Here is a 26,069-nt window from a genome sequence, read left to right as displayed (position 1 = left end):
GGATGATTCAGTCCACGGTCAGCAGCTGCTCGAAGAATCCGCCGATCTCGCGCTCACGGTCCACAAAATGGATCTCCAGAATCCAGTCGCGGAGCAGACCGTTCTTATCGTTATCCCGCATCTTGATGTGATTATCGGGATGGATATAATTCTCGACTTCTTCGCCCTGTACGATCTCGTGAGGGAACTCTCCGATAAGGTGACCGGCGTGAGGACCGCCGTACTCCCAGCCGTAATCGCGGGCCAAAGCGGTCATGAAATCGTAGAGCTCGCTGCCCGTTATGTCCGGACGAGATTCAAAGAAGGCTTTGCCGTCATGCCAGGCGAGCTCGACGTCCCGCCGCAGTTTATTTTTCACAGGGTCGTCTCCAAACACGTACGTGCGTCCGAAATCGGCTTCCCAATCTTCGAAAATCGGGCCGAAATCGATAAAGAGGATGTCTCCCGGCTCTACCAGCCTGTCCGGCGGATTTTCCCGGTACGGATGGAGTGTATTGCTTCCCGCACGCACGATCCGCTTGTGCCAATACTTTTTGATCCCGTAAAGCTCGAAGGCGAGCTGATAAATTTCCCGGTTTAATTCTTTCTCCGTAACTCCGCTGCGCAGAATTCCTTTCGCTTCGGCCGTTTCGAAAAGCGCAAGCGCTTTTTTTTCCGCCTCGCGTAAATTTGTATGACGTTCTTCTCTGGTTGCTGCCATGATGATAGTCTCCTCTCTCTCTAACGGGTCTCTCTAACGGGTCTCTCTAAGGGGTTTCCAATTATCCCCTTCTTCATTGTATGGGTTGGCGGACAAGTTGGAAAGTTACAGTTGCGGAAGAGCAGTAGGGACAGGCTGCCGGTATTGCATAATCAAACAAAAAAATGAATAAAATAATCCTGAAACTGTTTCGTAAAGACGCAAAATGTGTTATCATAGTTGTAACAGATTGCAAAGGGGGGAGACGATGAAGCAAAAGAACGCGTTCATTCGCTGGTGTCTGTTTCTTATGCTTTCCCTCCTGCTTGGCTTCTCCGCGCCCGTGCCTCTGACCCAAGAAGCCGCGGCTGCTCAGGCGTCCTCCACTTATGAGTCAGTTCCTCCGCTTGGCGAACACAAATCCAAGTATGTGATCCGTAAAGCCGTTACCCATCATTTTGCCAAAATGGTGAAGGCGGCGATTACCCTCGTGGTCTTATCCGTGCTGTGCCTGTTCACCCTCTTTAAAGTCCCGCTTCCCGGGCTTCCGTACAAACCCTTCGTCTGCCTGTTAAGGCGCAAACAACTCCTTCTTCCCATCAAATTCACGTCCAATTACGTGGTTTAATTTCCATGCCGTTGTCCGGCAAACCGTTTAGTCCCGTCCATACTGAATTTTGAACGAAGCTGTCTGCAAATCATTTTTTTCGACCGTTTACAGCGGGTTTCTTTGAGTCTGTCCGAAATCGATCAAATGTATAAATTATGCATAAGTATGTATAAAAACTCAAGATGTATGATGCAAGAAACAATGAAGAGCCTCGGCGAAAAAAATAAGCCGGGCGGCAAGGCCCCCGTCTGTCCAAATTCCTTGACTCCTTACGCAAAGGGCATGGGCCAGTTGACACGATTCGATTTGCAAAACATGAAGCGGTGAAACGAACCGTTGAAATATGTCTGAACCAGGACCGAACGGTCCCCCAAACACACTCAATTATAGGAGGCTGTTCCGCTATGTACGTAAGAGAATCCGATTTGCCGGGGATAGGAAAAAAATTCCTGATGAATACCCGCGGCGGAGATAAGATTGTCGTTATCCTTCATGACGACGGAAGACGTGAAATGTATCATTTTCGCTATGACGATCCCGATGAGAGCTTGTCCATGGTTACGCTCGATGACGATGAAGCGCGGCAGCTTGCCGCAATCGTGGGCGGACTGACGTATAAACCGAAGGCGCTGGAGTCGATTGAAGTGGCTCTGGACGATTTAATCATCGAGTGGTACAAGATGGAACCCGAGTATGCCTGTATCGGCCGTTCAATCGGCGAATTGGACGTCCGGCAAAATTCGGGAGCGACCATTATCGCGATTGTCGAAAAAAATCATGGCAAGCAGATCAATCCGGGACCGGATTATGTTTTGTCCGCCGATTCTACCTTGATCGTGGTCGGAGAGAGACAGCAGCAAAAATTGTTCCGGCACATTTTAAAGAATGGAAGTGGTTGAATAGATGAATCACATGGTATTTGAGGTGGGGCTGGCCATCGCGCTTATTGCGGCGGCCGGGTTGTTGTCGGCCAAACTCCGTTTCTCGGTCATTCCTTTCTATATTCTGATCGGAATGGCCGTAGGTCCTCACGCGCTGGAGATCTGGCATTTCGATTTCCGGTTCATTGAAAGCGCGCCGTTGATCGAATTTATGGGCCGGATCGGGGTCCTGTTCCTGCTGTTCTATCTGGGACTGGAGTTCTCGGTAGGCCGTCTTATCAAGTCGGGACGTTCTATCGCCGTAGGCGGTACAATTTATATCCTCATTAATTTTACTCTGGGCGTCTTATTTGCCTGGGCGCTCGGTTTTCCTCTAGCCGAAATTCTGGTGATTGCCGGAATTACGACGATTTCCTCCAGTGCCATCGTGGCCAAAGTCCTGGTCGATCTGAAAAGAACGGCCAATCCCGAAACCGAAATGATCCTCGGTATTATCATGTTCGAAGATGTTTTCCTCGCCGTCTATATTTCTATTCTGTCAGGCCTTGTCCTGAGCGGCTCTACAACACTGGGAGGCGTACTGCTTTCCGCACTCATCGCACTCGGATTTATGCTGGTGCTGCTCGTAGCGGGCAGAAAAGCCGTTCCTCTTCTGAACCGGCTGCTGAACATCCGCTCCAATGAGCTGTTCGGGCTCGTGATTTTCGCGGCATTGTTCCTCGTGGCGGGATTCTCCGAAACGATTCATGTCGCGGAAGCGATCGGAGCTTTGCTCGTCGGGCTTGTTCTGGCGGAGACGGAGCATGCCAAGCGGATCGAGCATCTGATCATGCCGTTCCGGGACTTCTTCGGCGCCATTTTCTTCTTCAGCTTCGGGCTGACCATTGATCCCCTGGCATTGGGCGGAGCCGTCTGGATGTCGCTGGGAGCCGTCGTGATAACTCTGATCGGCAACTTGGCCGCCGGACTGCTTGCCGGGCGAAGCGCCGGACTGCCTCCGAAGGCTTCGGCCAATATCGGCCTGACTATTGTATCGCGCGGCGAATTTTCCATCATTATGGCCAATCTCGGTAAAGCGGGCGGACTGCTGACGGTTTTGCAGCCTTTTGCGGCTTTATACGTGCTCATTATGGCGATTCTCGGGCCCCTGCTTACCAAGGAGAGCAAAACCATTTACAAGTGGATGAACAAAGTGATTCCTTTCAAAGACGCGTCCGGCAAAAAGGAAAGCAAAACCGTTCTGCAAAAGGAAGGAAGCGGGTAACGCCGCCGGATATTCGCACTCGGACGCTGGCTGATTGTACGGTCCTGTAAGGACGGAATCTAAGCGATGAGGAGGAATTCCGATGAAGCTTTTGCAAAATGTCCGCATGAGCTCGGCCGGTGAAACAATGGACGGCTGGTCCTTGGCGCAGTGGTGTTTTAAGCTCTTGATGGTGATTTGCGGGAGCGTGCTGGCCGCAGTCGGGCTGGAGCTGTTCCTGATTCCGAACCGGATGCTGGTCGGGGGGATGACGGGCCTTTCCGCTTTGGCCGCACACTTTACGGAAATGAAGCTCGGCCTGTTTCTGTTCGTTCTGAACCTGCCGCTTATTTTGCTCTCGTACCGTAAGGTGCGGCGAAATTTCGCGGTGCTCACGGTTCTAGGCCTGCTCGTGTTTTCGCTCAGCGCCCTAATTCTGCATCCGGTACCGGCTCTGATCGAAAATCCGATGACGGCCGCCTTCTGCGGAGGAACCGCCCTGGGGCTGGGGATCGGTCTGGTTATCCGTTACGGGGGGACTCTGGATACGCTGGAAACGCGGGATCACACCGAGAAACTGGTGAAATTCGGCTTCAAAGATCAGGATTTCATGCTGCTGAACTGCTTTATTTTAGCGGGAGCGGGCTTTATTTACGGCTGGGAGCAGGCGATGTACTCCATTCTCGCTTACCTGCTCGCATATGAAACGGTCCATTTCAGCCTGCGTGGATTCTCCGTGCACCGCCGGATTACGATAGTAAGCGGACACTGCGCCGAAATCGAAAAGGAGATGGAGGCCAGACTGGGACGGAAAGCCTCTGTCTATCATGCAGAAAACGCGGAAAAACGCGAGGCGGCTGCAAAAAAAGAAATGCCGGGAGAGCTTCACTCTAACGGGCTGGGACGGGTTGCCGAACGCTTCTTCAGCAGGCGCTCCGGGCGGGTCATAGCGAACTTCCAGCCTGTTGAACCCCGCCGGTTTGTGGGGGAGGGGGCGATCGGAAGCGGCCCGGGGCCGGACGAAGACGGGCTGCATAAGGCGATAAGCGCAGGATACAGCCACGGCAAGGACCGCAGCCTTTCTTACACCATTCATTTTATGGAGGAAGCCCGCTTGAAAGCCATAGTGAAAGCGATTGACCCGTCCGCCGGTATCGTAACGGATTCGCGGGGGCGAAGAAGGGACGGAAGCTTGGCGGAGTAGCGGACTGTGTGAGAGGGAGCAAGAACAAGAACAAGAGCAAGAACAAAATATTGCCGGGAGGTTTATTCCGCTGGAGCAAGAAAGCGCCGCAGCAATAAGCTGCGGTGCTTTCTTATGTTTTAACGCGGCAGGCCCGCAGCAGCACCTTACAACTTTGGGTAGGTGTAAAGCACCTGTTTGCGGTATTCGTCCGCCGTCAGGCCGGTAAACTTTTTAAACGTCTGACTAAAGTGCGACAAATGCTTGAAGCCGACTTCATAGGCGGTTTCGGTGATGCTTTTTTCGGGCTCCAGAGTGAAAAGAACCTTCGCTTGGTTGATGCGGCGCCGGTACAAGTAGTGAAACAAAGTGATCCCGGTCGTTTCCTTGAACATTTTGACTAGATAGTGCTTGTTCAAGTGGACGGCTTCGGCCATGTCATCCAGGGTCAAATCTTCGGAATAATGAGTCTCCACATAAGAAATGAGCTGCTGCACATGCTGCTGTCTGGGTCCGCCGGGCTCGTGGTTCCGGTTACGGGGTTTGTCCGCGATTTCATACACTTGGAGCAGCACCTGCATAAAGGCGACGAGAAACCGGTCGCGGGATATGATGTCGTTTTTTCCGGACAGAGAGCACAATTGTTCCAGCATCGGCTCCAATTTCTCACGTTCTCCGGACTCCAGGGAAATAAGCCGGTTATCCACTTTTTTAAAAGGATTAAGTACGGGAGTGAGCAGCGGAGCACGAAAAAGCCCTTCGGCAAAGGCCGGATCGAAATGCACAATGGTGCGGCAGTACTCGTAAGCCGGATTGATTTTGGGATAATGCAGCGTCATCCCGTTCATGAGAAGAAGATCACCCGGGGAAAGATTGTATATCCGGTCCCCGACCAGGTAGCTGCATTGTCCGCTGTGAAAATAATAAATTTCATAATACAGATGGGAATGAAAACCGGCGGGAATGCGGGATGTATTGAACAGAGCTTCTATCGGCTTCGTAAAAGATTCCATCAGGCTCATAGGGCTGTCCTCCGGATTTTCGGGGTTCCGATCAGTTATTTAACCGACCTAATCTTACACACAGTTTAGCATGATCCCTCCGAGAATCACACCAACCAGATATAAATAAGTGAAGGAAGCCGCATAACGAGAAGAAATCGTTTTACAGGATCTCATGGTACGGTAGAAGCAGATTAATAAAAGCGAATTCGTTTCATTCACTATAAGGCCCGGCTTATGTGTGGAGAGGATAGCTAGTGTCCTAATTATATGTAATCGGACCATTCTTCATAGCCGGAGCACTCTAAAGGAGTTATACTTCCATGAACTTATTCGATTTAACGGGCAAAACGGCCGTCGTCATCGGCGGCAACAGCACGCTGGGCGGGGAAATGGCGGCCGGACTGGCGGGACACGGAGCGCGGGTGGCCGTTGTGGGTCGCAACCCGGATACCTCCGCCGCGGTCCGGGACCGTATAGAGCAAGGGGGCGGCGACGCCCGCTGTTTCGGGGCGGACGCGACATCCTCGGGAGATCTGGGGCGTGTCCTGGGCGAAGTGCTGGACTGGACGGGCAGAGCGGATATCCTGCTCAACTGCCCGGGCAAAAACAGCGCAACTCCTTTTTTTGAGATCACGGAAGAGGAGTGGGACAGCATCATGAGCGTCAATCTGAAAAGCGTCATGCTGGCCTGCCAGGTCTTCGGTAAGTATATGGTGGAAAGCGGCCGAGGCGGCAGCATTATCAATATTTCAAGCGTATCGGCCGATCCGCCGTTATCGAAGGTGTTCACTTATTCCGCGTCGAAGGCCGGTGTGAACAGTGTGACCAAATATTTGGCGAGAGAGTTCGCCCCGGCCGGAGTGCGTGTGAATGCGATCGTACCGGGATTTTTCCCGGCGGAACAGAACCGCAAAATTCTTTCGGAGGAGCGGATCTCCTCCATTATGAGCCACACGCCGATGAACCGGTTCGGTGAAGCGCGCGAGCTTCAAGGCGCCGCCGTGTACCTGGCCTCCCCCGCGGCATCGGGGTTCGTAACCGGCTCTATCCTGCGGGTCGACGGGGGATTCGGAGCTATGACGATCTAGGGCCTGGCGTTTTCGGCGGGGCTTTTATGCGGTATCTAACCTACCAAAAAGGATGTGGAACCATGAAGGCAGAAACGATCCAAAACGTGACGGAGCTTAGAAAAATCGTCGGGCGGCTTGCCCTTTCCACCCCGGTCACCGATATGCATACCCATCTGTATTCAGCGGATTTTGAAGACTCTCTGCTCTGGGGAATCGATGAATTGCTTACGTATCATTATCTGATCTCGGAGTGTTTCCGCTGGTCGGAAGATTCGTATGATGCTTTCTGGGAGATGTCAAAAAGGGAACAGGCGGATCTCATCTGGAAAAAGCTGTTCAAGGACCATTCTCCGGTGAGCGAGGCGGCAAGCGGCTTGATCACGATTTTGAACCGCCTGGGCCTTGATGTTTCCAGCCGCAATCTGGAAGAATATCGCCGGGTACTGGCAGCGAGAAATTCGCGAGAGCAGTTGGACACGGTCATGAAGCTGGCCAAGGTGGAGCACATCGTGATGACGAACGACCCGTTTGATGCGGCCGAACGGGCCGTGTGGCTGGACCGGGGTGGCAATACCGATCCGCGTTTTTCAGCGGCCCTGCGCGTAGATGCCCTGCTGAACAACTGGCCGCAGGCAGTGTGTGAGCTGAAGCAGCTCGGATACCGCGTAGAGGAGGCGTGGACGGAGGAGACGCGTGGAGAAGTCCGCCGCTTCCTGTCGGAATGGATCCGGCGGATGGACGCGCTCTATCTGGCGGTTTCCATGCCGGGGGATTTCGTGTATCCGTCGGAAGATCACCGCAGCCGGATGATCGACGAAGCGATGATTCCGGTGTGCCGGGAGCACGGCATTCCTTTTGCGCTCATGATCGGGGTGCGGCGTTCGGTCAATCCGGGCCTCCGTCTGGCGGGCGACATGAGCATGCACTCGGACGTGACCGCGGTGGAAGCCCTCTGCCGGCGCTATCCGGACCAGAAATTTCTGGTCACGATGCTGGCCCGCGAGAACCAGCATGAGCTGGCGGTGCTTGCGCGCAAATTCCGCAACCTGATGATTTTCGGCTGCTGGTGGTTCCTGCATGTGGAATCGATCGTGGAGGAGATGACCCGCTTCCGGGTGGAGCTTCTCGGCACCTCGTTCATTCCGCAGCACTCGGACTGCCGCGTTCTTGAGCAGCTTATTTACAAGTGGGAGTATTCCCGCTCCATAATCGGCCGGGTGCTTGTGGACAAGTATGAAAAGCTTCACGGAAGCGGCTGGTACGTAACGGAGGAAGAGATACAGCGTGATTTCGATGATCTGTACAGCCGCAATTTCTGGCGGTTTTTGGGCAGGGAGGCGCGGTAGGCGGTAAGGGGTAGCCAGCGGAGTTTGGCTTAAAAGAGGCTGTTTTCCTTGGTCATTAGATGACAGGGGGGACGGCCTTTTTATTTAGAAAAGTAGAGGTATCCATAACGATGATCTGTAAGTTTAGAGCCCGGAATTTTATGACTCGAACAAACTCTCGAGCTGATTATAAAGCAGTTCCGAAGAGAGTATGTGCACATTCCCGATGCGGCCATCCGTAAAGCCGAATTTCAGCTTATCACCTTCATATAAATTTGCTGAATATCTAAAACCTGTTCTCGCTTCTTGATTGGGATCGGCGGTTATCTTGATGATACGGGTTTCGTCGATCCATTTTCGGAGAATCTCTTTCTCCTTAAATGTTCGTACTTCACCGGTAGCGCCGTTGCGCATATCGATCCGATCGATTTTGTCCCACTCACCTTTGAAATAATCCGCTAATGGTTTTGGGTCCGGTTCGGCGGGGCGATTTTGGCATCCTGTCAGTAGTAAAGTCAGCACGGTTAATAAAAAGATGTTCTTCCCAAAAGAGATTTTTTTAAATCTCTCTAAGACTAGCAGTGCTATTAAGGCTACTGTCAATGCAATCAATAAGATAAACATTGGGTAAAATTCCCTTCATGTTTCTCTTTTATACAAATATATCCAATTACAAACATCTTACCACAATTCAACGACTAAACCTATAAATCTAAACCCCAAGTATTTTTCAGCAACTTAACGAGGACTTCGAGAAATTCTTATATATGTAGTTTGTTATTTTATATGGATAATAGTGTAATTTAAATGGCATGGTTAAATAAAAGGGACTGCGAAAAAATCGCACCGTCCCCTGACACAGAAAAACCAGCCGGAAAAATCGGCTGGTTTTTATCGTTCGACGGGGTTTTTACGTCTCGAACTGCTGCTGCAACAAGCCGTTCATAAAAGCGCTGAATTTCTTCAGCATCTCCGGGCCGGGCAGCTCGCCGCTGAAATCTTCGACGCCCAGCCAGCCCGTGTAGCCGACCGCCCGGAGATCCGCGATGACCTGCTTCCAGTCGGCCATTCCCCGGTTCATAGGGCGGGCGGCGGAAACCCAGCGGGTCATGCCGTTCTCTTCGGCACCCGGCGCCCAGCCCCCGTTCTTGACGTGCACGTGGGCGAGGTAAGGACCGAGAATTTCCATTCCCATCCGGTAATTCTCGAAGCCTTCGTAGACCATGTTGCCGGGGTCATACAGCACGCCGATATGCTCAGGCCGCAGCCCCTCCACGAGACGGTAGGCGGCGGAAGCGCTCGGCGCAACCGTCACGTGGTGTGTCTCGACGAGCCCTTTCACGCCGTACTCCCGGCACAAGGCTTCCGCTTCGCGCAGATAGGCCCGCTGCAGTCTGAACAGCTCGCGGAAGTTCCGCGTCCGGTCATAGCGGTGCACGCCGAGCCGGATGAAGGAGGCACCGAGCCGCCGGGCGGCGTCAAGCACGCGCTCGGTGCCTTCCAGATCGCCGGCGTCGAGGTAAGGCGTTACGCTGAGGGAACGCAGCCCGTGGCGCGCGGCGGCTTCCCGGAAGCGGCTCAGCTCCGCCTCGTCCCAGTCCGGCGAGATGGAGCAGAGGTTGTTGCGCCAGAAAGAAGGCGCTTCGCCGGCCATCTCGGATGGAATCTCCTTGTAGCGCCACTCGATGCCGGAGATTCCGGCTTCTTTGGCGGCGGCGGCCAGCTGCTCGGGGGACAACTCGGGTGTAGCTACGGTAAACACGGACAGTTTCATTCGGTAGGACACCTCCGGTCGGATAGTTGGTTATGATTAAAACGTCACACTGCATCCGTTCACAGCGCACGATGCGGCACCGCATGTCTATGATCATGTAGTTTAGGGTTGAAGGCTGCCGAGCCAGTCAAACTCTGGGTGCCTCAGACTTTACCCCGTGAATCGGACAGTAAGTGCACAGGTCTTTCGGCAAGAGGGAAACAGCCCGGATTACCGGCAGAGGCCCCAAGTCTGTGTGTTAAGTGAAAAATGGTTTAGTGTTGCACATACGACCAGAATACGAGATAGGAAGCAGGAAGCAGGAAGCAGTCTACAATTAAAGAGTGCATAAATAGCTCACTGGCCGAGTGTCTGTGCACCGAAAATGTATCGTCCGTAAAAGGCGGGACTTCCGCCGGACGCTACTCGACTCTTACCGCTTTCTGCTGGGCGAGCAGGCACAGCTCGGCGGCTTTGAAAATATGCTCCTGGGTCATCGCATGCTCCGTGCGGTTCAGGCAGTCGAGAATCAATTCGCCGAAGAACGGATAGCCGACTTTGCCGCTCAGCTCAAGCCGGCGTTCGCCCTCGCCGTTCACGAGGTATAAGTTGTCGCCCTGCGTGCTGCGGGCGATATCGACGTATTTCCTCAGCTCGATATAGCCGTCCGTGCCGAGGAGAACGGTGCGCCCGTCTCCCCAGGTGGACAGGCCTCCCGGCGTCAGCCAATCGACGCGGAAATACTGGGTCGCCCCGTTGTCACCGAGCAGGGTCGCGTCGCCGAAATCCTCCAGCTCGGGATACTCCCGGTTGTTGTAGTTGGCGACCTTGCTGTGCAGCACCTGTGCATCCCGGCAGCCGGCGAAGAACAGAAACTGTTCGATCTGGTGGCTGCCGATATCGCACAGGATGCCGCCGTACTTGGCCCGCTCGAAGAACCAGCCGGGACGCGAAGCGGCATTCAGCCGGTGCGGGCCGAGGCCGAGCACCTGCACGACCCGCCCGATCGCCCCGTCGCGGACGAGCTGCCCCGCGAAGACGGCGCTTTCGACATGAAGCCGCTCGCTGAAATAGACCGTGTATTTGCGGCCGGTCTCGGCTGCGTTTTTTTTGGCCGATTGAAGCTGGTCCGGCGAGGTGAACGGCGTTTTGTCGGTGAAGTAGTCCTTGCCGCTGCGCATCACTTTCTCGCCGAGCGGCCCCCGGTCGCATGGAACGGCGGCGGACGCTACCAGCCGGACTTCCCCGTCCTGCAAAATTTCCTCCAGCGACGAGGCGGCGCGGACACCGGGATAAGCGGCCAGAAAAGCCTTTACTTTCAAGGGATCGGGATCGTAAACCCATTTCAGCTCGCCCCCGGCTTCCCGCAGGCCGTTGCACATGCCGTAGATGTGGCCGTGTTCCAATGCCGCAGCCGCGAATATAAAGTCGCCCCTCGCGACGACTGGTGCCGGTTTGCCTTCGGGTGCATAGTTCATGCCGTCATTTTTGCTCAAAAGAGATGCTCCTTTCAGGATGATGGTAGGATCATGCCCGCTACGAAAAGATTCCGTATGAGATGTTGTACGGCGATGTATCCGGCTACTGCCGCCAGTGAGACCCCTTCTCGAATGAGGGGGAACACGGAGACCGGGGCTCTTGTGGAAACCTTCACGACGAATGAATTGACGCCAGTTCATCCCCTGTGACCGGCGGTTATGAAGAAAGCTGCTCGCGAACTGTTTTCTTGTATTTTTCCGGCGTCAGTCCGACCTGCTGCTTGAACAAGCGGCTGAAATGCGCGAGATGCTTGAAGCCGACCTGCAGGCACACATCGGTAACGGAGTGGCCGGGATTGTGCAGGAACAACGTTTTGGCCTCGTTGATTCTGCGGCGGTACACGAACTGAAAAATAGTCAGTCCCGTAATCTCCTTGAATATTTTAGATAAATAAAATTTACTGAAGTTCAGGTGCTCCTGAAGATGCTCCAGGTGCAGATCGTCCGCGAAGCGCTCTTCGAGAAAGCTGACGATGCGCTGGACGTGTTTTTCCTTCTCGGAGGAAAACTCGCGACCCGCGCGGAGCGTACGCTGACACTGGTCGTGAACGAAATACAGCAGGTCAAGGAATGCAAGGTGGAGCCGGTTGTAGGCGATCAGGCCGTCCGTCCTGCGGTGGACGCTCATTTCATGCAGGATGCGCTCCGCTTCTTCCTTTTCGGGACCGCGGAGAGTGAGGCGGCAGTTTTTCAATTCCTGAAAAGGCTGTAGAACATTGACCGCATGAGGCAGCTCCAGATACGGTTTGAGGGCTGCCGGTTCAAAATGCACGGTCGTCCGGATATAAGGGACGGCGTTGTCGACCTTGGGGCAGTGGAGCGTCATGCCGTTCATGAGGATGAGATCCCCGGGCTGGAGCATATAGATGTTGCCGCCGATCAGATAATTGCAGCTTCCGCCGTGGAAGTAATAAATTTCGTAATACGCATGGGAATGAAAAACGGAATCGACCTTTCCCTCGTTGCGGTAGCTCAGGCCGAGCGTATCTTCGCGGTCGTGCAGGTTCTTGAACATGCGGGAGAGCACCACGCTTTATCGGGATGTAAAGGCCGCCCGGAAGCGGCCATTCTGTCTTTAGTGTAGCATGGAAGCGCTTCCTGGTTCTATTTGCAAGGAAGGCGTGGCCAGAGCGTCGTTTGCGGTACACTTTGTGACTACAGGGTGTCGTCTTTTATGACGGCGGCCAATCAAAGGGTGGGAGACAGGTGCCCGTAGTCACAACCACGCCATATCGCGGTAGCCCGCTATAAATCCCGCAGCCAAGGCGGGCTTCATAGATGTGCGCTTCTTCCTGTCAGTAAGAACCTGTCGTATCGAGCGTTTTCTCCTCCGCGTTTTTCACGGCTCCGGAAGCCTGTATTTTCTGCCGGAGCAGCTCGTAAAACCGCTCCTCGTCCAACGGGAGCTCCGCCCATTCGTCCGTCCAGGCGGACAAAAGCATGGCGTTCGAGAGCGTGAGTCCCTTCAATCCCTCTTCGCCCGGAGCGATTAGGGGAGTGCCGTGAAGAATGCCGTTCACCCAATCCTGGGTGATGAGGTAGTGCTGGCCGCGCTCTCCTCCGACGGGAATGTCGATTTTCCACATCTCCGGCTCTCCGAAGCCGCCTTTATAGGTACGGTTGAATTCCGTCTCGGACTGCCGCAGTCTGTAGAAGGTCAGCTTGTCGTTTTCGATGACCATGCGTCCCAGGTCGCCCGCGACTTCAAGCCGGTTCGTACCCGGCGTTTCGCAGGCGGACGTGATAAATACGCCCGTCGCGCCGTTTTCATACTCCGCGTAGGCGGTCACTTCGTTCTCCACCTCGATGTCCCGGTGTTTGCCGAACGCGCAGAAGGCGCGAAGCCGTTTGGGCATCATGCCGGTGATCCACTGCCACAGGTCGAGCTGGTGGGGCGACTGGTTGATAAGCACGCCGCCGCCTTCTCCCGCCCAGGTGGCGCGCCATCCGCCGGAATCGTAGTAGCTCTGGGACCGGTACCAGAGGGTAATGATCCAGTTGATCCGGCGGATCTCCCCGAGCTCGCCTTCTTGGATCAGCTCCCGGAGCTTTTTGTATAGCGGCTGCGTGCGCTGGTTGTACATAATGCCGAACACTTTGCCGGATGCTGCGGCCGCTTCGTTCATTTCACGGACCTGCTTCGTATAGACGCCGGCCGGTTTTTCCGTCAGCACGTGCAGACCGTGCCGGAACGCTTCAATGGCTTCCGCCGGGTGGCCGTAATGCGGCGTGCAGATGATCACGCCGTCGATAGTGCCGGAGGCGTACATCTCCAGGGTGCCGGTGAAGCGCGCCACCCCGTCTCCGAACTCGCGTGCCGCCCGCTCCAGCCGTTCGGTCCGCGCGTCGCACACTGCTGCAAGAACCGCGCCTTTTACTTTATTCTGAATCAAATATTTCGCGTGCGCCGATCCCATGTTACCCAATCCGATGATTCCGATGCGGACATGTTCCATCTGTAAAACCATCCTCTCCGGCATAGATCAAGGCCGTTTTGTACTAGTGTAGCACGGCTGCGGCTGGAGACGTTTTACTGCGCTTTGCCAGTTGGCGGAAGGATTTAACTGTGGTTGTTCAATTTAAAAATTCCACAATCTTGAAAAAGTAAACCACAAACCTAAATTTCTTGCATTGTTGAAAGCGCTCCAAACGATGATAATAAACTTACATTTCGAACTTAATGGGGGTTAGGAAAATGGGCAGAAAAACAGCTCGCATCTCCGCAGCGGCTCTGGTCGGTGTCTTGGCGGTCGGTTTGGCGGCTTGCGGAAGAGCCGATGAATCCGCGGGTACCGCAAACTCGCAGGATACGAATACGGGATCCAAGGGAGGGGACAAGAAAGTCACCATCACGTTCCAGAACATTTACCCCGATCCGACGACACCTACGTACAAAATGCTTCATAAAATCGTGGAGCAGTATGAAAAGGAAAACCCCAATATTCATATCGAGCTTGACTCCATGAACACCGACCAGCAGAAAATGAAGCTGAAAACCCAGGCAGCTTCCAAAGAGATTCCGGACATCACGATCGTGAACCCGGCCGCCCAGATGAAGCCGTTTGTCGATGCCGGACTGCTTGCTCCGCTGAACGACATGCTGGATAAGAACGGGCTGAAAGGAACATACCAGGACGGGCTGCTCGATTACTACAGTTTTGCGGGCAACGTCTATGCGCTGCCGGACGGCAACAACATCCAGGTCGTTTACTATAACAAGGATTTGTTTGCGCAGGCGGGCATCAAGGACACGCCGAAAACGTTCGAGGAACTGCTGGAAGACGTGAAACTCCTTAAATCCAAAGGCATCACGCCCATCGCTATCGGGGAGAAGGACTCCTGGACGGGTTCGTTCCTGTTTATGAATATGCTGCTTCGCACCAACGGCGGTCCGGGCTTTCTCCAGGACGTGCTCGACAAGAAGAAGACGTTCAGCGATCCGGCATTTACGGAAGCCGTTTCGAAGTTCCAGGAGCTGGTGCAGGCCGGAGCGTTTAACGAAGGCGCCACGTCCGTCGATTACAATGCGGGCGGCAACATTTTCAAAACGGGCAAGGCGGCCATGCACGTCATGGGTACGTGGGAAACGGGCGCCATCGACGCTTCTTCCATTGGCGGCAAGGTCGGTGTGTTCCAGTTCCCGACAGTGGGCGGCAAAGGCGACGTGAACCAGTACATGATCGCGCCGGGCAGCGCCTTCGCCATCTCGGCCAACAGCAAGCATTTGCAGGAGACGAAGGACTTCTTGAACTACTTCACGCTGAATCTTCCGAAAGTCCAGTTCGAGCTGAAGAACGCCGTGGGCATCGGGCAGAAGGTAGAAGGGGATTTTAAAGCGGCGGGTTACTCCGATCTGGCCATTTCCATCCTCGATCTGTTCAAAAACGTCAAAGGCGGCGACCTCGCGTTCGACAACACGATGAATCCGGCCACCGCTCAAGTTCACCTCGGCAGCATCCAGAACCTGTTCATCCAGAAAGCCGATCCGAAACAGGTCGCGCAGGAGCATCAGAGCGCATTCGAAGCCAACAAATAAAAAAGAGCGCTGCGATGGAGGGGGTCAAACCGGGCCCCTTTTTCATCGGCATTCGATATTTTTCGCAAGGGCCGCAGCATCGGGTGAAAGAGCAAGCGGCCGTTTGTCTACAGGAGGCGTACTCGTGTGAATGTGTTAAAAGTACCTGCGCGTACCATCGCCGTCTTCGTGCTGCCAAGCCTGCTGCTGTACGTTTGCATGGTATTCGTCCCCATCCTGGTCTCGTTCTACACCGGGCTGCTGGACTGGAACGGCATATCCGGTTCCAAATTCGTTGGCCTGGCCAACTTCAAGACGATGTTTTTCGGCGATCCGGTCTTCTGGCCGTCTGTCCGCAGGACGCTGCTTTACGCGGTTTTTTCCATGATCGAGATTCCGGTCTGCCTGATGGTGGCGATTTTGCTGAACAGATATGTGAAAAAAGCCAATTCGCTCGTGTCGATTTACTTTCTGCCGGTGATTTTGTCGGTCGTCATTATCGGGCAGCTCTGGAAAACCGTCTACAACCCGGCTTCGATGGGCGGGATGATCAACGGGCTGCTGACCGCAATGGGCCTGACCGAATGGACGCACAGCTGGCTGACCGAGCCGGACATCGCCATGTTCTGCCTGTATATCGTGTCCCTGTGGCAGTATTTCGGCTATCACCTGCTCATCCAGTTCACCGGGGTGCAGAACATCCCGGCCGAGATCTATGAGGCGGCCCGCATCGACGGCGCGGAAGGTTTCACGGCTGACCGCTACATCACGTTCCCGATGATCGTGCCCATTCTGAAAATCTCGCTCGTGCTTGCTTTTATCGGCTCCCTGCAGGCGTTCGATCTCGTGATGGTCATGACGGGCGGAGGACCCGCACACTCGACGGATGTGATCTCGACGCATATGTACAACATGTCGTTCCTGTCCCAGAAATACGGGTACGGCAGCGCGATTGCCACGTTCCTCGTCATCCTGTGCCTGGCGTTTACGGTGCTGATTAATGTGGTTTTCAAACGTCTGGAAAATAAGGTAAGCTAGGAGGAGGATACCCATGAAACCCGTTAAAAAAGGAATCGTCTACGCGCTATTCGCGATTCTGATCGTCACCCAGATGTATCCTCTTCTCTGGCTGCTTACGTACTCCCTGAAAACCAACGAAGAGATTCTCGGCAGCAGCTTTTTCTCCCTGCCCGCATCCCCGAGATGGGGCAACTACAAAGAAGCCTACGAGGCGGGGCATTACTTGCAGTATTTGTTCAACAGCGTGTTCGTCACCGTTATTACGATGGTCTGCGTCATACTGCTTAGCTCCATGGCGGCTTACGCCATCTCGCGCTTCCGCTGGAAGCTGGCCCCCGTGGTCATGCTCGTTTTCCTGATCGGGCTCATGATTCCGCTGCAGGCTACGCTGCTGCCCCTGATGATTATTTTCAAAAATATGAGCATACTCAACACGCACTTGTCCTTGATTCTGCCTTACATCGCGTTCCAGACGCCGGTCGCCGTCTTTATCCTGAGCGGTTTTATGAAAACGGTTCCGCACGAAATCGAAGAGTCCGCTTATATGGACGGGGCGAGCGTGTACCGCATTTTCCGCAGCATCATCCTCCCGATTTCCGTTCCGCCGGTCATGACGGTCTGCATCTTGACGTTCATCAATATCTGGAACGAATATATCCTGGCGGCGACGTTCATTTCTTCGGAGAAGCTGAAGACGCTTCCGTTCGGGGTGTACACTTTTGTGAGCCAGTATTCCGTCAATTACGGCAACATCGGGGCTTTTCTCGTCATGGGGGCGGTGCCTGTCATTCTCCTGTATTTCATTCTTTCGGAAAAAATCACGAAGGGCATGGTTGCCGGGGCGGTAAAAGGGTAGGCGCCGCACGGAGGGCATGGAGAACCGGGCGAAACAACGAAAGGGGATAAATCCTTGAGACGCGGCTTCCAATCCATCCACCACCGGTTGTTTTTTCTGTTCCTGTTCTGCATGTCCGGCATCCTGATTGTCATCTCCCTGCTGTTCTACAGCCGCACGACGGAACAGTTCCAGACGAAAATCAGCGACCTTTCCCGGAAAAACGTCTCGCAGACCGTCGATCTCTTCGACCTGCTGCTCAAAGGCTACGACAGCTTGTCCAAAACGATCGGCAACAATTTCGATCTCGTCCGTCTGCTGACGGAATCGCCGCAAGAGCCCGCGCTCGATTATATTAACACTCGCTCCGTCACTAATATGATCGGGGCGATTTTCTACTCCCGGGAAGATCTGATCGGCATTCACGTCATCATGGATAAGGGAAAGATCTACAACTACGGCAACTACATGAACGTGGTCGATCCCGAATACCGCAGTTCCGGCTGGTACCGGGACGTCCGTCAATCTTCGGGCAAAATGGTCTGGCTCGGCGTGTTTCCGCACTCCCTGATCGACCAGAACGAGAAGCGGACCGTGTTTGCCTTCGGCCGCCAGATTTACGATCTTAACGAGCATAAGCCGATCGGGATCGTGCTTTACGAAGCGAATCCGCAGGCGATTCTGTCCGCGTTGAATAATTTGAAACTCAGCGAACACAGCGAGGTGTACCTCGTCTCGGATAAAGGGCGCTTCGTGTCTTCCACCGCTTCGGCCGGAGCGCTGCCTTCCCTCCGGGATATCCCGCTGCCGGACGATTCCCGGGAAATGACCGTCGATCAGAAGAACGGACGGCTGGCGGTAGCTTCCAAGCTGCCTTTTGCCGACTGGCTGGTGGTCAGCCTGACGCCTTACAAAGATCTGAACGTCGAGCTTGTGCAGATGCAGCGTTATATTATCCTGATCGGAACGATTCTCGTTCTCGTCTCGGCATTTATTGCCTCCATCGTATCCAAGCGGATTTCGATGCCGCTCGTCCGGCTTATCCGGCAGATGAAGCAGGTGGAGCAGGGCAATTTCAAAGGAATCGTGAGTGTGACTTCTTACCGGGAGATCAACATTCTGGTCGGATCGTTCAATCATATGGTGAACCGGATCGAAGAGCTTATCGAACGGGTGAAGATTTCATCGGTCAGCGAAAAGAACGCGGAGCTTCATGCGCTTCAGTCCCAGGTCAATCCCCACTTTCTTTACAATACGCTGGACATGATTTATTGGATGCTGGACGAGAAAGGCAACGACAAGCTGGGCGAAGTCGTGCTTTCGCTCTCCCACATGTTCCGCTACAGCAGCCAGTGGGAAGAAGGCGCTGAGGTTACGCTGCGCGAGGAATTCGGGCAGATTCATCACTATCTGACCATCATTCTCGTCCGGCTCGAAGGACGCCTGGACGTGGAACTGAAGACGGATGAGCGGTACATGGACATCCGTATCCCGAAGATGACGCTCCAGCCCATCATCGAGAATGCCGTAAAGCACGGTCTGGAGCCGCTCGACCGCCCGGGGATGCTCACCATCTCTACCTTCGCGGACGGCGGGGAGCTGGCGATCCGGATCGGGGACAACGGCGTCGGCATCGGTGAAGAGAAGCTGCGCCGGCTGCGCGAATCGCTTTACGGCGAATGCGCCGCCGGCGGCAGGCGGAGCGGTGGAGGCGCACCGGATAGCAGGGGGAGCGACGGGGGCGCCACTGGCGCTGCAGAGAGCCCGGATGGTCCGGGCGAAGGCAGCGGTGTACCGGCAGCGGACTCGACCGCCGCGTCCGCCGGAGCATCCGCCCCTACTGATACCGGTGCCGGTTCAGTCTCCAGCACTGTAGCTGTCGCTGGAACCACGCGTGCTCCGGCATACGCCGGTCTCCCGGCTCCCGTGGCTGGCCTGTGGCTTTCTTCGGGGCAGGATGCAGGAAGCAGAGAGAAAGACGCACCATCCCAGGGCGGCATCGGGCTGCAAAATCTGCACCGGCGCGTGCAGCACATGTACGGCGGAGCATACGGCGTCACCGTCGAAAGTTCAGCGGGCGAGGGAACGACCGTCATCGTGCGGGTTCCGCTTCCGAAGGAGGAGAAAAACGTATGAACATTCTGGTTGCCGACGACGAGAGCGTTATCCGGGAAGGGGTCAAGCGCACGATCGAGAACGCCTGCCCCGGGTACGGCGTTTATGTGGCGGCTTCGACCGAGGAAGCGGTCAAAATCCTCGGCGAACGGCACGTGGATATCGTGCTCACCGACATTATTATGCCGGGCATGACCGGTCTTGAATTTATGCGCATTTCGAAGCGGAAGCATCCGGCGATCAAATGGGTCGTCATTTCGGCGCATTCCGAGTTCGCTTACGCGCAGGAGGCGGTCCGGCTCGGCGCCCGCGACTATCTGCTGAAACCGATCGGCAAGTCCAAGCTGATCGAGCTGATCGAGAGTCTTACCGCCGAGATCAATCGCGAGAACCTCCAAAGCAAGGAGAGCGTGAGGCTGAAGTCGAGTCTGAAATATTTGCGGGAGGCCGTTTTTCTCCGGCTGGCGGCGGGACTGGATACCGGCAACCTCGATATTCAGTCATTCGTGGAGGACTTCCCGGATTATTACCTCGTGTTCGTGCAGATGGATGCCGGAAACAAGAGCGTTCATCTGGAGCATTTTATTGTGGAAAATGTCCTCTCCGAGATGATCGAGACGCATGGCCAGGGCTTTGTCGTCAGCTACGACCGCCAGAGTCTGCTGGGCCTTGCGGCACTCAGCGAAGGAACCCGGATCGATACCCTGCTGGACGCGCTGAAAGGTCACCTCAAGCACTATTTGAAGGTGCCTTTCCAGATTTTGAACTCGGGACTCCATCATGATTTTAAAAGCGTGCCGCAAATTGTCACCCGGCTGAGACAGGCTTCGGCAACGGTCGAATACGACAGTATCAAAATGAGCGGTGACAAATCCATCGAGGTGGCGCTGCAATACATCAAGGCTCATTATTCCGGAGACTTGTCTCTGGAGAAGATGGCCTCCGTCGTCTTCCTGAATCCGGTCTATTTCAGCCAGCTGTTCAAGCAGAAGACCGGCCAGGGCTACAAAGAATATGTAACGGGGCTGCGGCTGGATCAGGCCAAACAGCTTTTATGCAACCCCCGGCTGAAATTGGCGGAAGTCGCCGAGCGGGTGGGCTACCAGGATGTGCGGCATTTTACGCAGGTGTTCCGCAAGAAATTTATGCAGACGCCCACGGAATACCGGCAGGAGCATAATGTGACGGTGATATGAGGCAGGATTCACGGAGAAACGGAAGCATGACTCATAACGGCCCGTTTTTTCGGCAAATATCGATCCGACCGGGTACGGTCTGGAGATACGGCCCTTCATTCTTTCGGAAAATAATGAGCCGCACATTCGTTGTCGTATGAACGGGCAGCCGAAACGGATTATCGGAATGCCGCCCATTTAAAAAGGTACATTACCCTCCGTGAAGGGAATGTACCTTTTTGCAACCGTTCTTTATATATAGAGCCGTTTGGAATTGCGGGTTATTGGCACGGACGTTTTATTTAGCCGGAGATTAATAATCGAAGCGGCTTGTAATGTAAGCCGAAACATGCCACTGCTGGGACGTGTCGTAGAACTTGAAATAGCTTCCGACCGGCTGGCTCAACCCGTAAGCGGTTCCGGCAACGGTGGTGACCAGGATGTTGTTTTTGTAGATATCGAATTTGCCTGTAATCTCATCGTTTGTGCTAGAGCTGAACGACACGAGCCGGAACTCATATTGGCTGCCGTTTGCCTGCACGATCGCGTTGAAGAAACCGCTGTCACCCGAAGACAGGGGCTGATTCGTCCAACTGACGATAACATTGCCCGCCTTGGCTTTGTAAACGGTACCGTTGTCTATGACCTGAATAGGTTTCGTAGACCAGACACTGTGAACACTCGTTACCTGTGCTGCGGCCGCTCCGCTGATCATCAGCGTTAACGATAGCAAAGCCGCCGTTATGAAGCCAAGCACCCATTTTTTTACTCTCATCAATTCATCTCCTCTAATTTTGATAGGGTATAAATTACGGTTGCGTTTACACTATATGGGAATAGGGACGACTGTATTCTATCAATTAGAGAATGAATTTATGGAGTTTATTTCCCGGATGGTTACCGGGTCGCAGGCTTAGTACGGGTACCCGGACTGTAAAAAAGGTATATCCCCGCAAAGGGGATATACCTTGTCTTGCACAGGGCGGGAGCGATATTATCCAACGCCTCTGTGAAACCTGCCCGAAGGGATTAATTTATGGGAAAGATTGCGGAACGAACGGAATTGAAAGCAGCCAGGTTAGTTCATGCTGATGTTGACGGTCTCTTCACCCGCGTTGACATAGTTCACGCTGACTTGGGTGGAGTTCGGATAAGTGCAGTAGCCGCCCGTATCTGCCGCCAGCCATTGGTGATTACTGGTCGAGCTTGTGCCGATCATGGAATTGGTCCATTTGACGTTTTTCAGATAAGTGCCGGTGCTGTAAGGCTTAGGGGCGTTGCTCGCAATGGCCGTGATCCGTTTGATCTCGTTGCCGGCTCCGCTTTTTTTCCAGCCCGACGCATTGGTTACAACGGTATAGTTGTCCGCCGTATTCGTGTCATACCGGATGCCTGCGGCATATAGAGCGACTTGTCCGTCTGCCGGTACGTAGAATTTGAACGTAAGATTTTGCCCGGCCTTGAAGCGGAAGGAAGTGTTATGGTAGTAGACGCCGCCCGTAAAGATCGAGTGGGCCCAGTTGTTGTACGTTTTGCTGTACTGGAATCCGGCATCGACTTCGGAGGCTCCGTTGCTGGCATGTCCGCCCGTATAAATGTAAGGAGTATCGTTGGAAGTAGCGTTGTTTACGTAAACTTCATTGTTGGCGCTGGAAGGCAGGTATACGTTACCGGACCACCAGGAGAAACCGGGATTCGAGAATACGCGGCGGTAAGGACCTCCCGCTTCTCCACAGGCATAACCGGCCATCGGGGTAACGGAAGCGTTCTTGTTCAGTGCCGGCGAGTCGGTGCTTTTCGGCAGGGTGAAGGTTTCGTTGCTGCTGACGGCTACAGTGTTCTCTTCCGATACGTCGGCTTTGCCGAAGACATTTTTCAACTCTGTCTTGTTGGCATGAATTTGCCCGTTGTCGTCGATATAAATGACATTTTCACGCTCTTCTTTGGGAAGATTTTTCATGACGTCGATCATGATCTGACGTTCCTGGCCGGTAATTCCGGCGGCGACTTCTTTCTCCAGCTCCCGTTGGTTATTGGACGAAGCGGACACAGGGGCGAGAGAGACTACAAGGGACAGCAGAGTGAGACTGGAAGCGAGAGCGGTCTTCATTTTCTTCAAACGGCACACATCCTTTATAGTTTTTTTGGTTCTTACAAAAAAAGCTTAACACTTCTTGAAAAAATGTAAATAATTTCATCTATTTAATTAAAAAGTTATAATGAAGTTACCAGAAAATGTAATGAAATTACCAGATAATTAGGCGGCTGTCTTTCCTTTCCGACCTGATGACCATGCAAAAAAGCCGCAAGCGGGGGAATCCGTTTGCGGCTTCTGCTTATGCGGAGCTATCCGTCCGGATGCTGCCGGCTTTGTTTCCTAAGCTCGGAAGGCGTAAGCCCGTACGTCTTTTTGAACGTTTTGCTGAAATGGGAGTAATCGGAGAAGCCGACCTGATAGGCGGCGTCCGTCGTCGGACAATCCGTGTGCTCCAGAAGGTCTCTGGCTTTGTCCATCCGCAGCCGGATAAGGTACTTCACGAAGTTCACGTTCGTCTCCTCCTTGAACATGCGGCTCAGATACGCGTCGGACATGCCGATGGCCTCCGCTACCACGCTCAGCGAGAGATCTTCGCGGGCATAGTGCTCCCGCATGTACTGCATCGCCCTGTGGATGTTCTGCCGGGACCCGAGGTTGCGGGTTCCTTTGATTTCGCGGATCATGGCGCTCAAGGTCTCGCGCAGAGCCTCTCCGAGCTCCGCCGAACGGCCCGGCCATTCGCGGTCTGCGTAGGGACGGGCAAACCGGAAATCCCGTTTGCCCAGCTCCGTCTCCAGCATGCCCGTGAAATGGTGGGCAAACTGCGGAGGGCTAAGCTCGGCGGGGCCCGAGCTCATGTAATGCCGGAGCGCTTCTCCGGCCAGAAGCTGGGCTTTGTCCTCGCAGGCGGCCCAGAGCTGCTCGATCAGCTCCCCGGTCAGCTCCTGAAGCGTCAGCAGCCATTCATGCTGCCGGGACAGCTTCGTCTCGCTGCTGGCGAGCTGGTCGTACACCCGCCCGAGGGCTTCGCGGAACTGGTCGGGATCGACGGGCTTCAGCAGAAAATCCGAGACGCCGAAGCGGATCGCCTGCTGGGCATACTCGAAATCGCTGTAGCCCGACAAAATAATGAACTGGGTCCGTTCATTCCGCTTTTTAGCCGCTTCGATGAAGGAGAGCCCGTCCAGCTCCGGCATGCGGATATCCGTCAGGACGATGTCCGGGGAACAGCTCCCGAGCACCCGGAGCGCTTCCTCTCCGTCTTCCGCTTCGCCCGCGATGACAATGTCCAGTCCGGACGTTTCCACCATTTTACGGACACTCAGATGGATCATATATTCGTCGTCGACAATCATCATCCGGTACATGGCAAGACCTCCTCGTTATTTCGTATAGGGCAGACGAATCTCGAAGCAAGTTCCCTCGCCGGGCGCGGAAGAGAGGAGGAAGACTCCGTATTCCTCCCCGAACGTCAGCCGGATGCGCTGGTGCACATTGAGCAGGCCGATGCCCCCCTGACGGCCGCCGCCGTCCGGCAGCGTCTCGGCTGAATCCGGCCACTCCTTGCCGGCGGCACGCTTCTGCGGAAGCCTGGGACCGTCCGGGGGAGCGGCCGCCGATGTCCGGCCGGTCGAAGCGCCACCGTCCGGTAGCGGCCTGTTGGCGGCAGCGGCATCCGCCGTTCTGCCACCGGAGGCGGATGCCGCTTCCCGGGCCGCTTCCGGCAGATCCGCGGCAGCCTCGGAGGCACGTCCGGCCGCGGCCGGCGGAGCTTCGCGCGGATCTGCCGGGGAAGAGGCGTCCGGCCCCGGTTCCGCCGGACCATCACCGGTGCTGCCGGCAAGCAGCGAGACGAGCCTCCCGGCCGTCTCCGCGCTCATCCCCAGGCCGCGGTCGGATATTTCGACGGCGTAGTACGTGTCGCGGGGCTTGCCGATAATGCCGATATACGCGGGCTTTTTGTCGCGGTACCCGTGGATGAACGCGTTCTCCACCAGGGGCTGCAGCGTCAGCCGGACTGTCGTGACGGTGTTGAGCCACGGTTCCCCGACGTCAATCTCCACTTTAAGATTGCGGAAGCGGGAAGTCTGGATCTCCAGGTAGGAGCGGATATGCGCCGTTTCCTCCTCGAGCGACACGAGCGGTCCGGCGCTTCCCGTGTTGTAGCGGAAAATATGCGCCAGGGCCGCCGTCATTTTGCTGATGCTGCGGTTATTTTCGAGGATGGCATGAGAATTGATAATTTCCAGCGAATTATACAGAAAGTGGGGATTAATATGCGCCTGCATGGATTGCAGGGCCGATTCCTTCTGCTTGATAATGAGTTCCTGCTCTTTCAGCTTGGAAGAATGAACCTCCCTCACAAGCCGGTTCAATTCACTGACCATTTTGGAAAAGCTTCGGAACACAAGCCCGATTTCATCGTTACGCTCCCGCGTCGAGGTGATCCGGACGTTAAAGTCGCCGTTTTCGACTTTTGCCATCAATTTTTGCAGATAGGTCAAAGAACGCGTGATGGAGAGCGAATAGCCGCCCACGATTGAAAGCGCGATCATAAACAGCAGCAGTGCGGCGCCAAGCGAGATGTTTCTCAGACGGATCAGGTTTCCGATAATCGTCTCCATCGGAATGTTGGCTCCGACGATCCAATCGGTGACCCGGGACGTTTCATAAATGACAATTTCTTCTCCCTGAGGCGTATCCGTCCGGAAGGAATCCGGCTGCTCTCCCCGGAACCGGGTCAACTGCTCACCGGGAAGGTGGGTGCCGACTTTCCAGGCGTCGGGATGGTAGACAAGCTCTCCGGCTGCCGAGGAGATCCAGGCGCTGAAGCTTCCCTGCGAAACATCTTTGCATATATTTTCAATCTGCTGCAGGTTAAGGTCGACGATGAGAAGTCCCTCGTACAGATAGGTCGAGCTGCTGTGCAGCTTGCGCGCGACGGTCAGAACGGGGCTGGAGCCGATCCGGTTTAAACCGAGCACTTCGAAATTGCCGAGAGTGTCCAGTCTTTTCAGCAGGTCCGCGTTGCGGCTGCGGATCGTGTTCATATCGAGAATTTCTTTCGCCTCGCTGAAATCGTTGATCTGCAGGCTGTTTTTGCCCACCAGGGAAATGCCGACAATATCGGAGCGCCCGTAGATCATCTGCGCGAACAGATCGTTTTCGACTTTTTCCGTCAACTGGTAGTAAGGATAGGCGGAGGGCAGCCCGGGCGCCAGAAACTGCTGGGTCAAGGCACTGGTTACGATGGGATACGTGGAGTTTTCCAGATTGGTAATGTATAAGTCCAGGTTTTTGCCGGTTTGTTCGATAAAACGCCGGTTCGTTTCAATGGCCGACTGCTCGATTGTGCGGGTGGAGGATTCGTACCAGAGCCACCCCATTATGAGGACGGGCAGAGCGATGAAGAAAATGATCAGAATAAACAGCCGCCGGTGGATCGATACGATTTTGCGTTGGGAATTCCGGGTCTTCATCGTCACACCCCCTCTTCCGTTCTTCATAGTCCGGGTTAAAAATAGTGTAGCAAAAAAACACCAATTGTAAATAAAAAACCATGCGGCGCCGCTTTTTCATCCCGTA

At 54.6% G+C, this 26,069-nt stretch carries 22 protein-coding genes; 11 read left to right on the top strand and 11 right to left on the bottom strand.

Annotated elements, in window-relative coordinates:
- Window positions 1-7: 7 nt before the first annotated feature.
- Window positions 8-700, bottom strand: coding sequence for a M24 family metallopeptidase (locus C4S74_RS17725; RefSeq protein WP_103996626.1), 693 nt, complete (start codon window positions 698-700; stop codon window positions 8-10).
- Window positions 701-947: 247 nt separating this feature from the next.
- On the opposite strand from C4S74_RS17725, the gene C4S74_RS17720 reads away from it, so the two are divergent.
- From C4S74_RS17720 to C4S74_RS17705, 4 genes are all read left to right on the top strand, one after another.
- On the top strand, window positions 948-1,307 hold the full coding sequence (locus C4S74_RS17720; protein WP_103996625.1) for a hypothetical protein: 360 nt from the start codon (window positions 948-950) through the stop codon (window positions 1,305-1,307).
- A gap of 386 nt (window positions 1,308-1,693) precedes the next feature.
- The gene (locus C4S74_RS17715) at window positions 1,694-2,188 is read left to right on the top strand and encodes a cation:proton antiporter regulatory subunit (RefSeq protein ID WP_103996624.1); all 495 of its coding nucleotides are present in this window, start codon (window positions 1,694-1,696) and stop codon (window positions 2,186-2,188) included.
- A gap of 4 nt (window positions 2,189-2,192) precedes the next feature.
- Window positions 2,193-3,434: a cation:proton antiporter gene (locus tag C4S74_RS17710; RefSeq protein WP_103996623.1), complete on the top strand. Its 1,242-nt coding sequence runs from the start codon at window positions 2,193-2,195 to the stop codon at window positions 3,432-3,434.
- Window positions 3,435-3,516: 82 nt separating this feature from the next.
- A complete protein-coding gene (locus C4S74_RS17705) occupies window positions 3,517-4,617 on the top strand; it encodes a YitT family protein (protein WP_103996622.1) in 1,101 nt (366 codons plus the stop codon).
- 146 nt (window positions 4,618-4,763) lie between these two features.
- On the opposite strand, the gene C4S74_RS17700 is transcribed toward C4S74_RS17705, so the two are convergent.
- The gene (locus C4S74_RS17700; protein WP_103996621.1) at window positions 4,764-5,618 is read right to left on the bottom strand and encodes an AraC family transcriptional regulator; all 855 of its coding nucleotides are present in this window, start codon (window positions 5,616-5,618) and stop codon (window positions 4,764-4,766) included.
- A 302-nt stretch (window positions 5,619-5,920) separates the two neighbouring features.
- Between C4S74_RS17700 and C4S74_RS17695 the strand changes: the two genes are divergently transcribed.
- Both C4S74_RS17695 and C4S74_RS17690 read left to right on the top strand, forming a co-directional pair.
- A complete protein-coding gene (locus tag C4S74_RS17695) occupies window positions 5,921-6,688 on the top strand; it encodes an SDR family oxidoreductase (protein ID WP_103996620.1) in 768 nt (255 codons plus the stop codon).
- 62 nt (window positions 6,689-6,750) lie between these two features.
- A complete protein-coding gene (locus tag C4S74_RS17690; protein WP_103996619.1) occupies window positions 6,751-8,016 on the top strand; it encodes a glucuronate isomerase in 1,266 nt (421 codons plus the stop codon).
- Between the two features lie 138 nt (window positions 8,017-8,154).
- On the opposite strand, the gene C4S74_RS17685 is transcribed toward C4S74_RS17690, so the two are convergent.
- The 5 genes from C4S74_RS17685 to C4S74_RS17665 all read right to left on the bottom strand — a co-directional run bounded on the left by C4S74_RS17685 (window position 8,155) and on the right by C4S74_RS17665 (window position 13,742).
- A complete protein-coding gene (locus C4S74_RS17685; RefSeq protein ID WP_258042520.1) occupies window positions 8,155-8,619 on the bottom strand; it encodes a hypothetical protein in 465 nt (154 codons plus the stop codon).
- Window positions 8,620-8,905: 286 nt separating this feature from the next.
- The gene (locus C4S74_RS17680; RefSeq protein WP_103996618.1) at window positions 8,906-9,769 is read right to left on the bottom strand and encodes a sugar phosphate isomerase/epimerase; all 864 of its coding nucleotides are present in this window, start codon (window positions 9,767-9,769) and stop codon (window positions 8,906-8,908) included.
- 401 nt (window positions 9,770-10,170) lie between these two features.
- The gene (locus tag C4S74_RS17675) at window positions 10,171-11,244 is read right to left on the bottom strand and encodes a Gfo/Idh/MocA family protein (RefSeq protein WP_103996617.1); all 1,074 of its coding nucleotides are present in this window, start codon (window positions 11,242-11,244) and stop codon (window positions 10,171-10,173) included.
- Between the two features lie 199 nt (window positions 11,245-11,443).
- Window positions 11,444-12,301, bottom strand: a complete 858-nt coding sequence (locus C4S74_RS17670) for an AraC family transcriptional regulator (protein WP_103996616.1) — start codon at window positions 12,299-12,301, stop codon at window positions 11,444-11,446.
- A 280-nt stretch (window positions 12,302-12,581) separates the two neighbouring features.
- Window positions 12,582-13,742 (bottom strand): Gfo/Idh/MocA family protein, encoded by a 1,161-nt coding sequence (locus C4S74_RS17665; protein ID WP_103996615.1) that lies wholly within the window; start codon window positions 13,740-13,742, stop codon window positions 12,582-12,584.
- 239 nt (window positions 13,743-13,981) lie between these two features.
- On the opposite strand from C4S74_RS17665, the gene C4S74_RS17660 reads away from it, so the two are divergent.
- From C4S74_RS17660 to C4S74_RS17640, 5 genes are all read left to right on the top strand, one after another.
- Entirely contained in the window at window positions 13,982-15,322 is a 1,341-nt protein-coding gene (locus C4S74_RS17660) for an extracellular solute-binding protein (RefSeq protein ID WP_103996614.1), read from the top strand.
- Window positions 15,323-15,448: 126 nt separating this feature from the next.
- The gene (locus C4S74_RS17655) at window positions 15,449-16,339 is read left to right on the top strand and encodes a carbohydrate ABC transporter permease (protein ID WP_103996613.1); all 891 of its coding nucleotides are present in this window, start codon (window positions 15,449-15,451) and stop codon (window positions 16,337-16,339) included.
- Window positions 16,340-16,352: 13 nt separating this feature from the next.
- The gene (locus C4S74_RS17650; protein WP_103996612.1) at window positions 16,353-17,177 is read left to right on the top strand and encodes a carbohydrate ABC transporter permease; all 825 of its coding nucleotides are present in this window, start codon (window positions 16,353-16,355) and stop codon (window positions 17,175-17,177) included.
- A 54-nt stretch (window positions 17,178-17,231) separates the two neighbouring features.
- Window positions 17,232-19,292 (top strand): sensor histidine kinase, encoded by a 2,061-nt coding sequence (locus C4S74_RS17645; RefSeq protein WP_103996611.1) that lies wholly within the window; start codon window positions 17,232-17,234, stop codon window positions 19,290-19,292.
- Window positions 19,289-20,467: a response regulator gene (locus C4S74_RS17640; RefSeq protein ID WP_103996610.1), complete on the top strand. Its 1,179-nt coding sequence runs from the start codon at window positions 19,289-19,291 to the stop codon at window positions 20,465-20,467. Before C4S74_RS17645 ends, C4S74_RS17640 begins: the two co-directional genes overlap by 4 nt.
- Window positions 20,468-20,759: 292 nt before the next feature.
- Here C4S74_RS17640 and C4S74_RS17635 read toward each other — a convergent pair whose 3' ends face one another.
- From C4S74_RS17635 to C4S74_RS17620, 4 genes are all read right to left on the bottom strand, one after another.
- A complete protein-coding gene (locus C4S74_RS17635) occupies window positions 20,760-21,221 on the bottom strand; it encodes a hypothetical protein (RefSeq protein WP_103996609.1) in 462 nt (153 codons plus the stop codon).
- A 303-nt stretch (window positions 21,222-21,524) separates the two neighbouring features.
- Window positions 21,525-22,556, bottom strand: a complete 1,032-nt coding sequence (locus C4S74_RS17630) for a YrpD family protein (RefSeq protein WP_258042525.1) — start codon at window positions 22,554-22,556, stop codon at window positions 21,525-21,527.
- A 236-nt stretch (window positions 22,557-22,792) separates the two neighbouring features.
- Window positions 22,793-23,851, bottom strand: a complete 1,059-nt coding sequence (locus C4S74_RS17625; protein ID WP_103996607.1) for a helix-turn-helix domain-containing protein — start codon at window positions 23,849-23,851, stop codon at window positions 22,793-22,795.
- Between the two features lie 15 nt (window positions 23,852-23,866).
- Entirely contained in the window at window positions 23,867-25,963 is a 2,097-nt protein-coding gene (locus C4S74_RS17620) for a sensor histidine kinase (protein ID WP_103996606.1), read from the bottom strand.
- Window positions 25,964-26,069: the final 106 nt, after the last annotated feature.

The sequence above is a fragment of the Paenibacillus sp. UNC499MF genome, assembly GCF_900107975.1.
Taxonomy (GTDB): Bacteria; Bacillota; Bacilli; order Paenibacillales; family NBRC-103111; genus Paenibacillus_F.
Note: the sequence above shows the minus strand (reverse complement) of the source record. Positions and strands in the feature narration are given on the sequence as shown.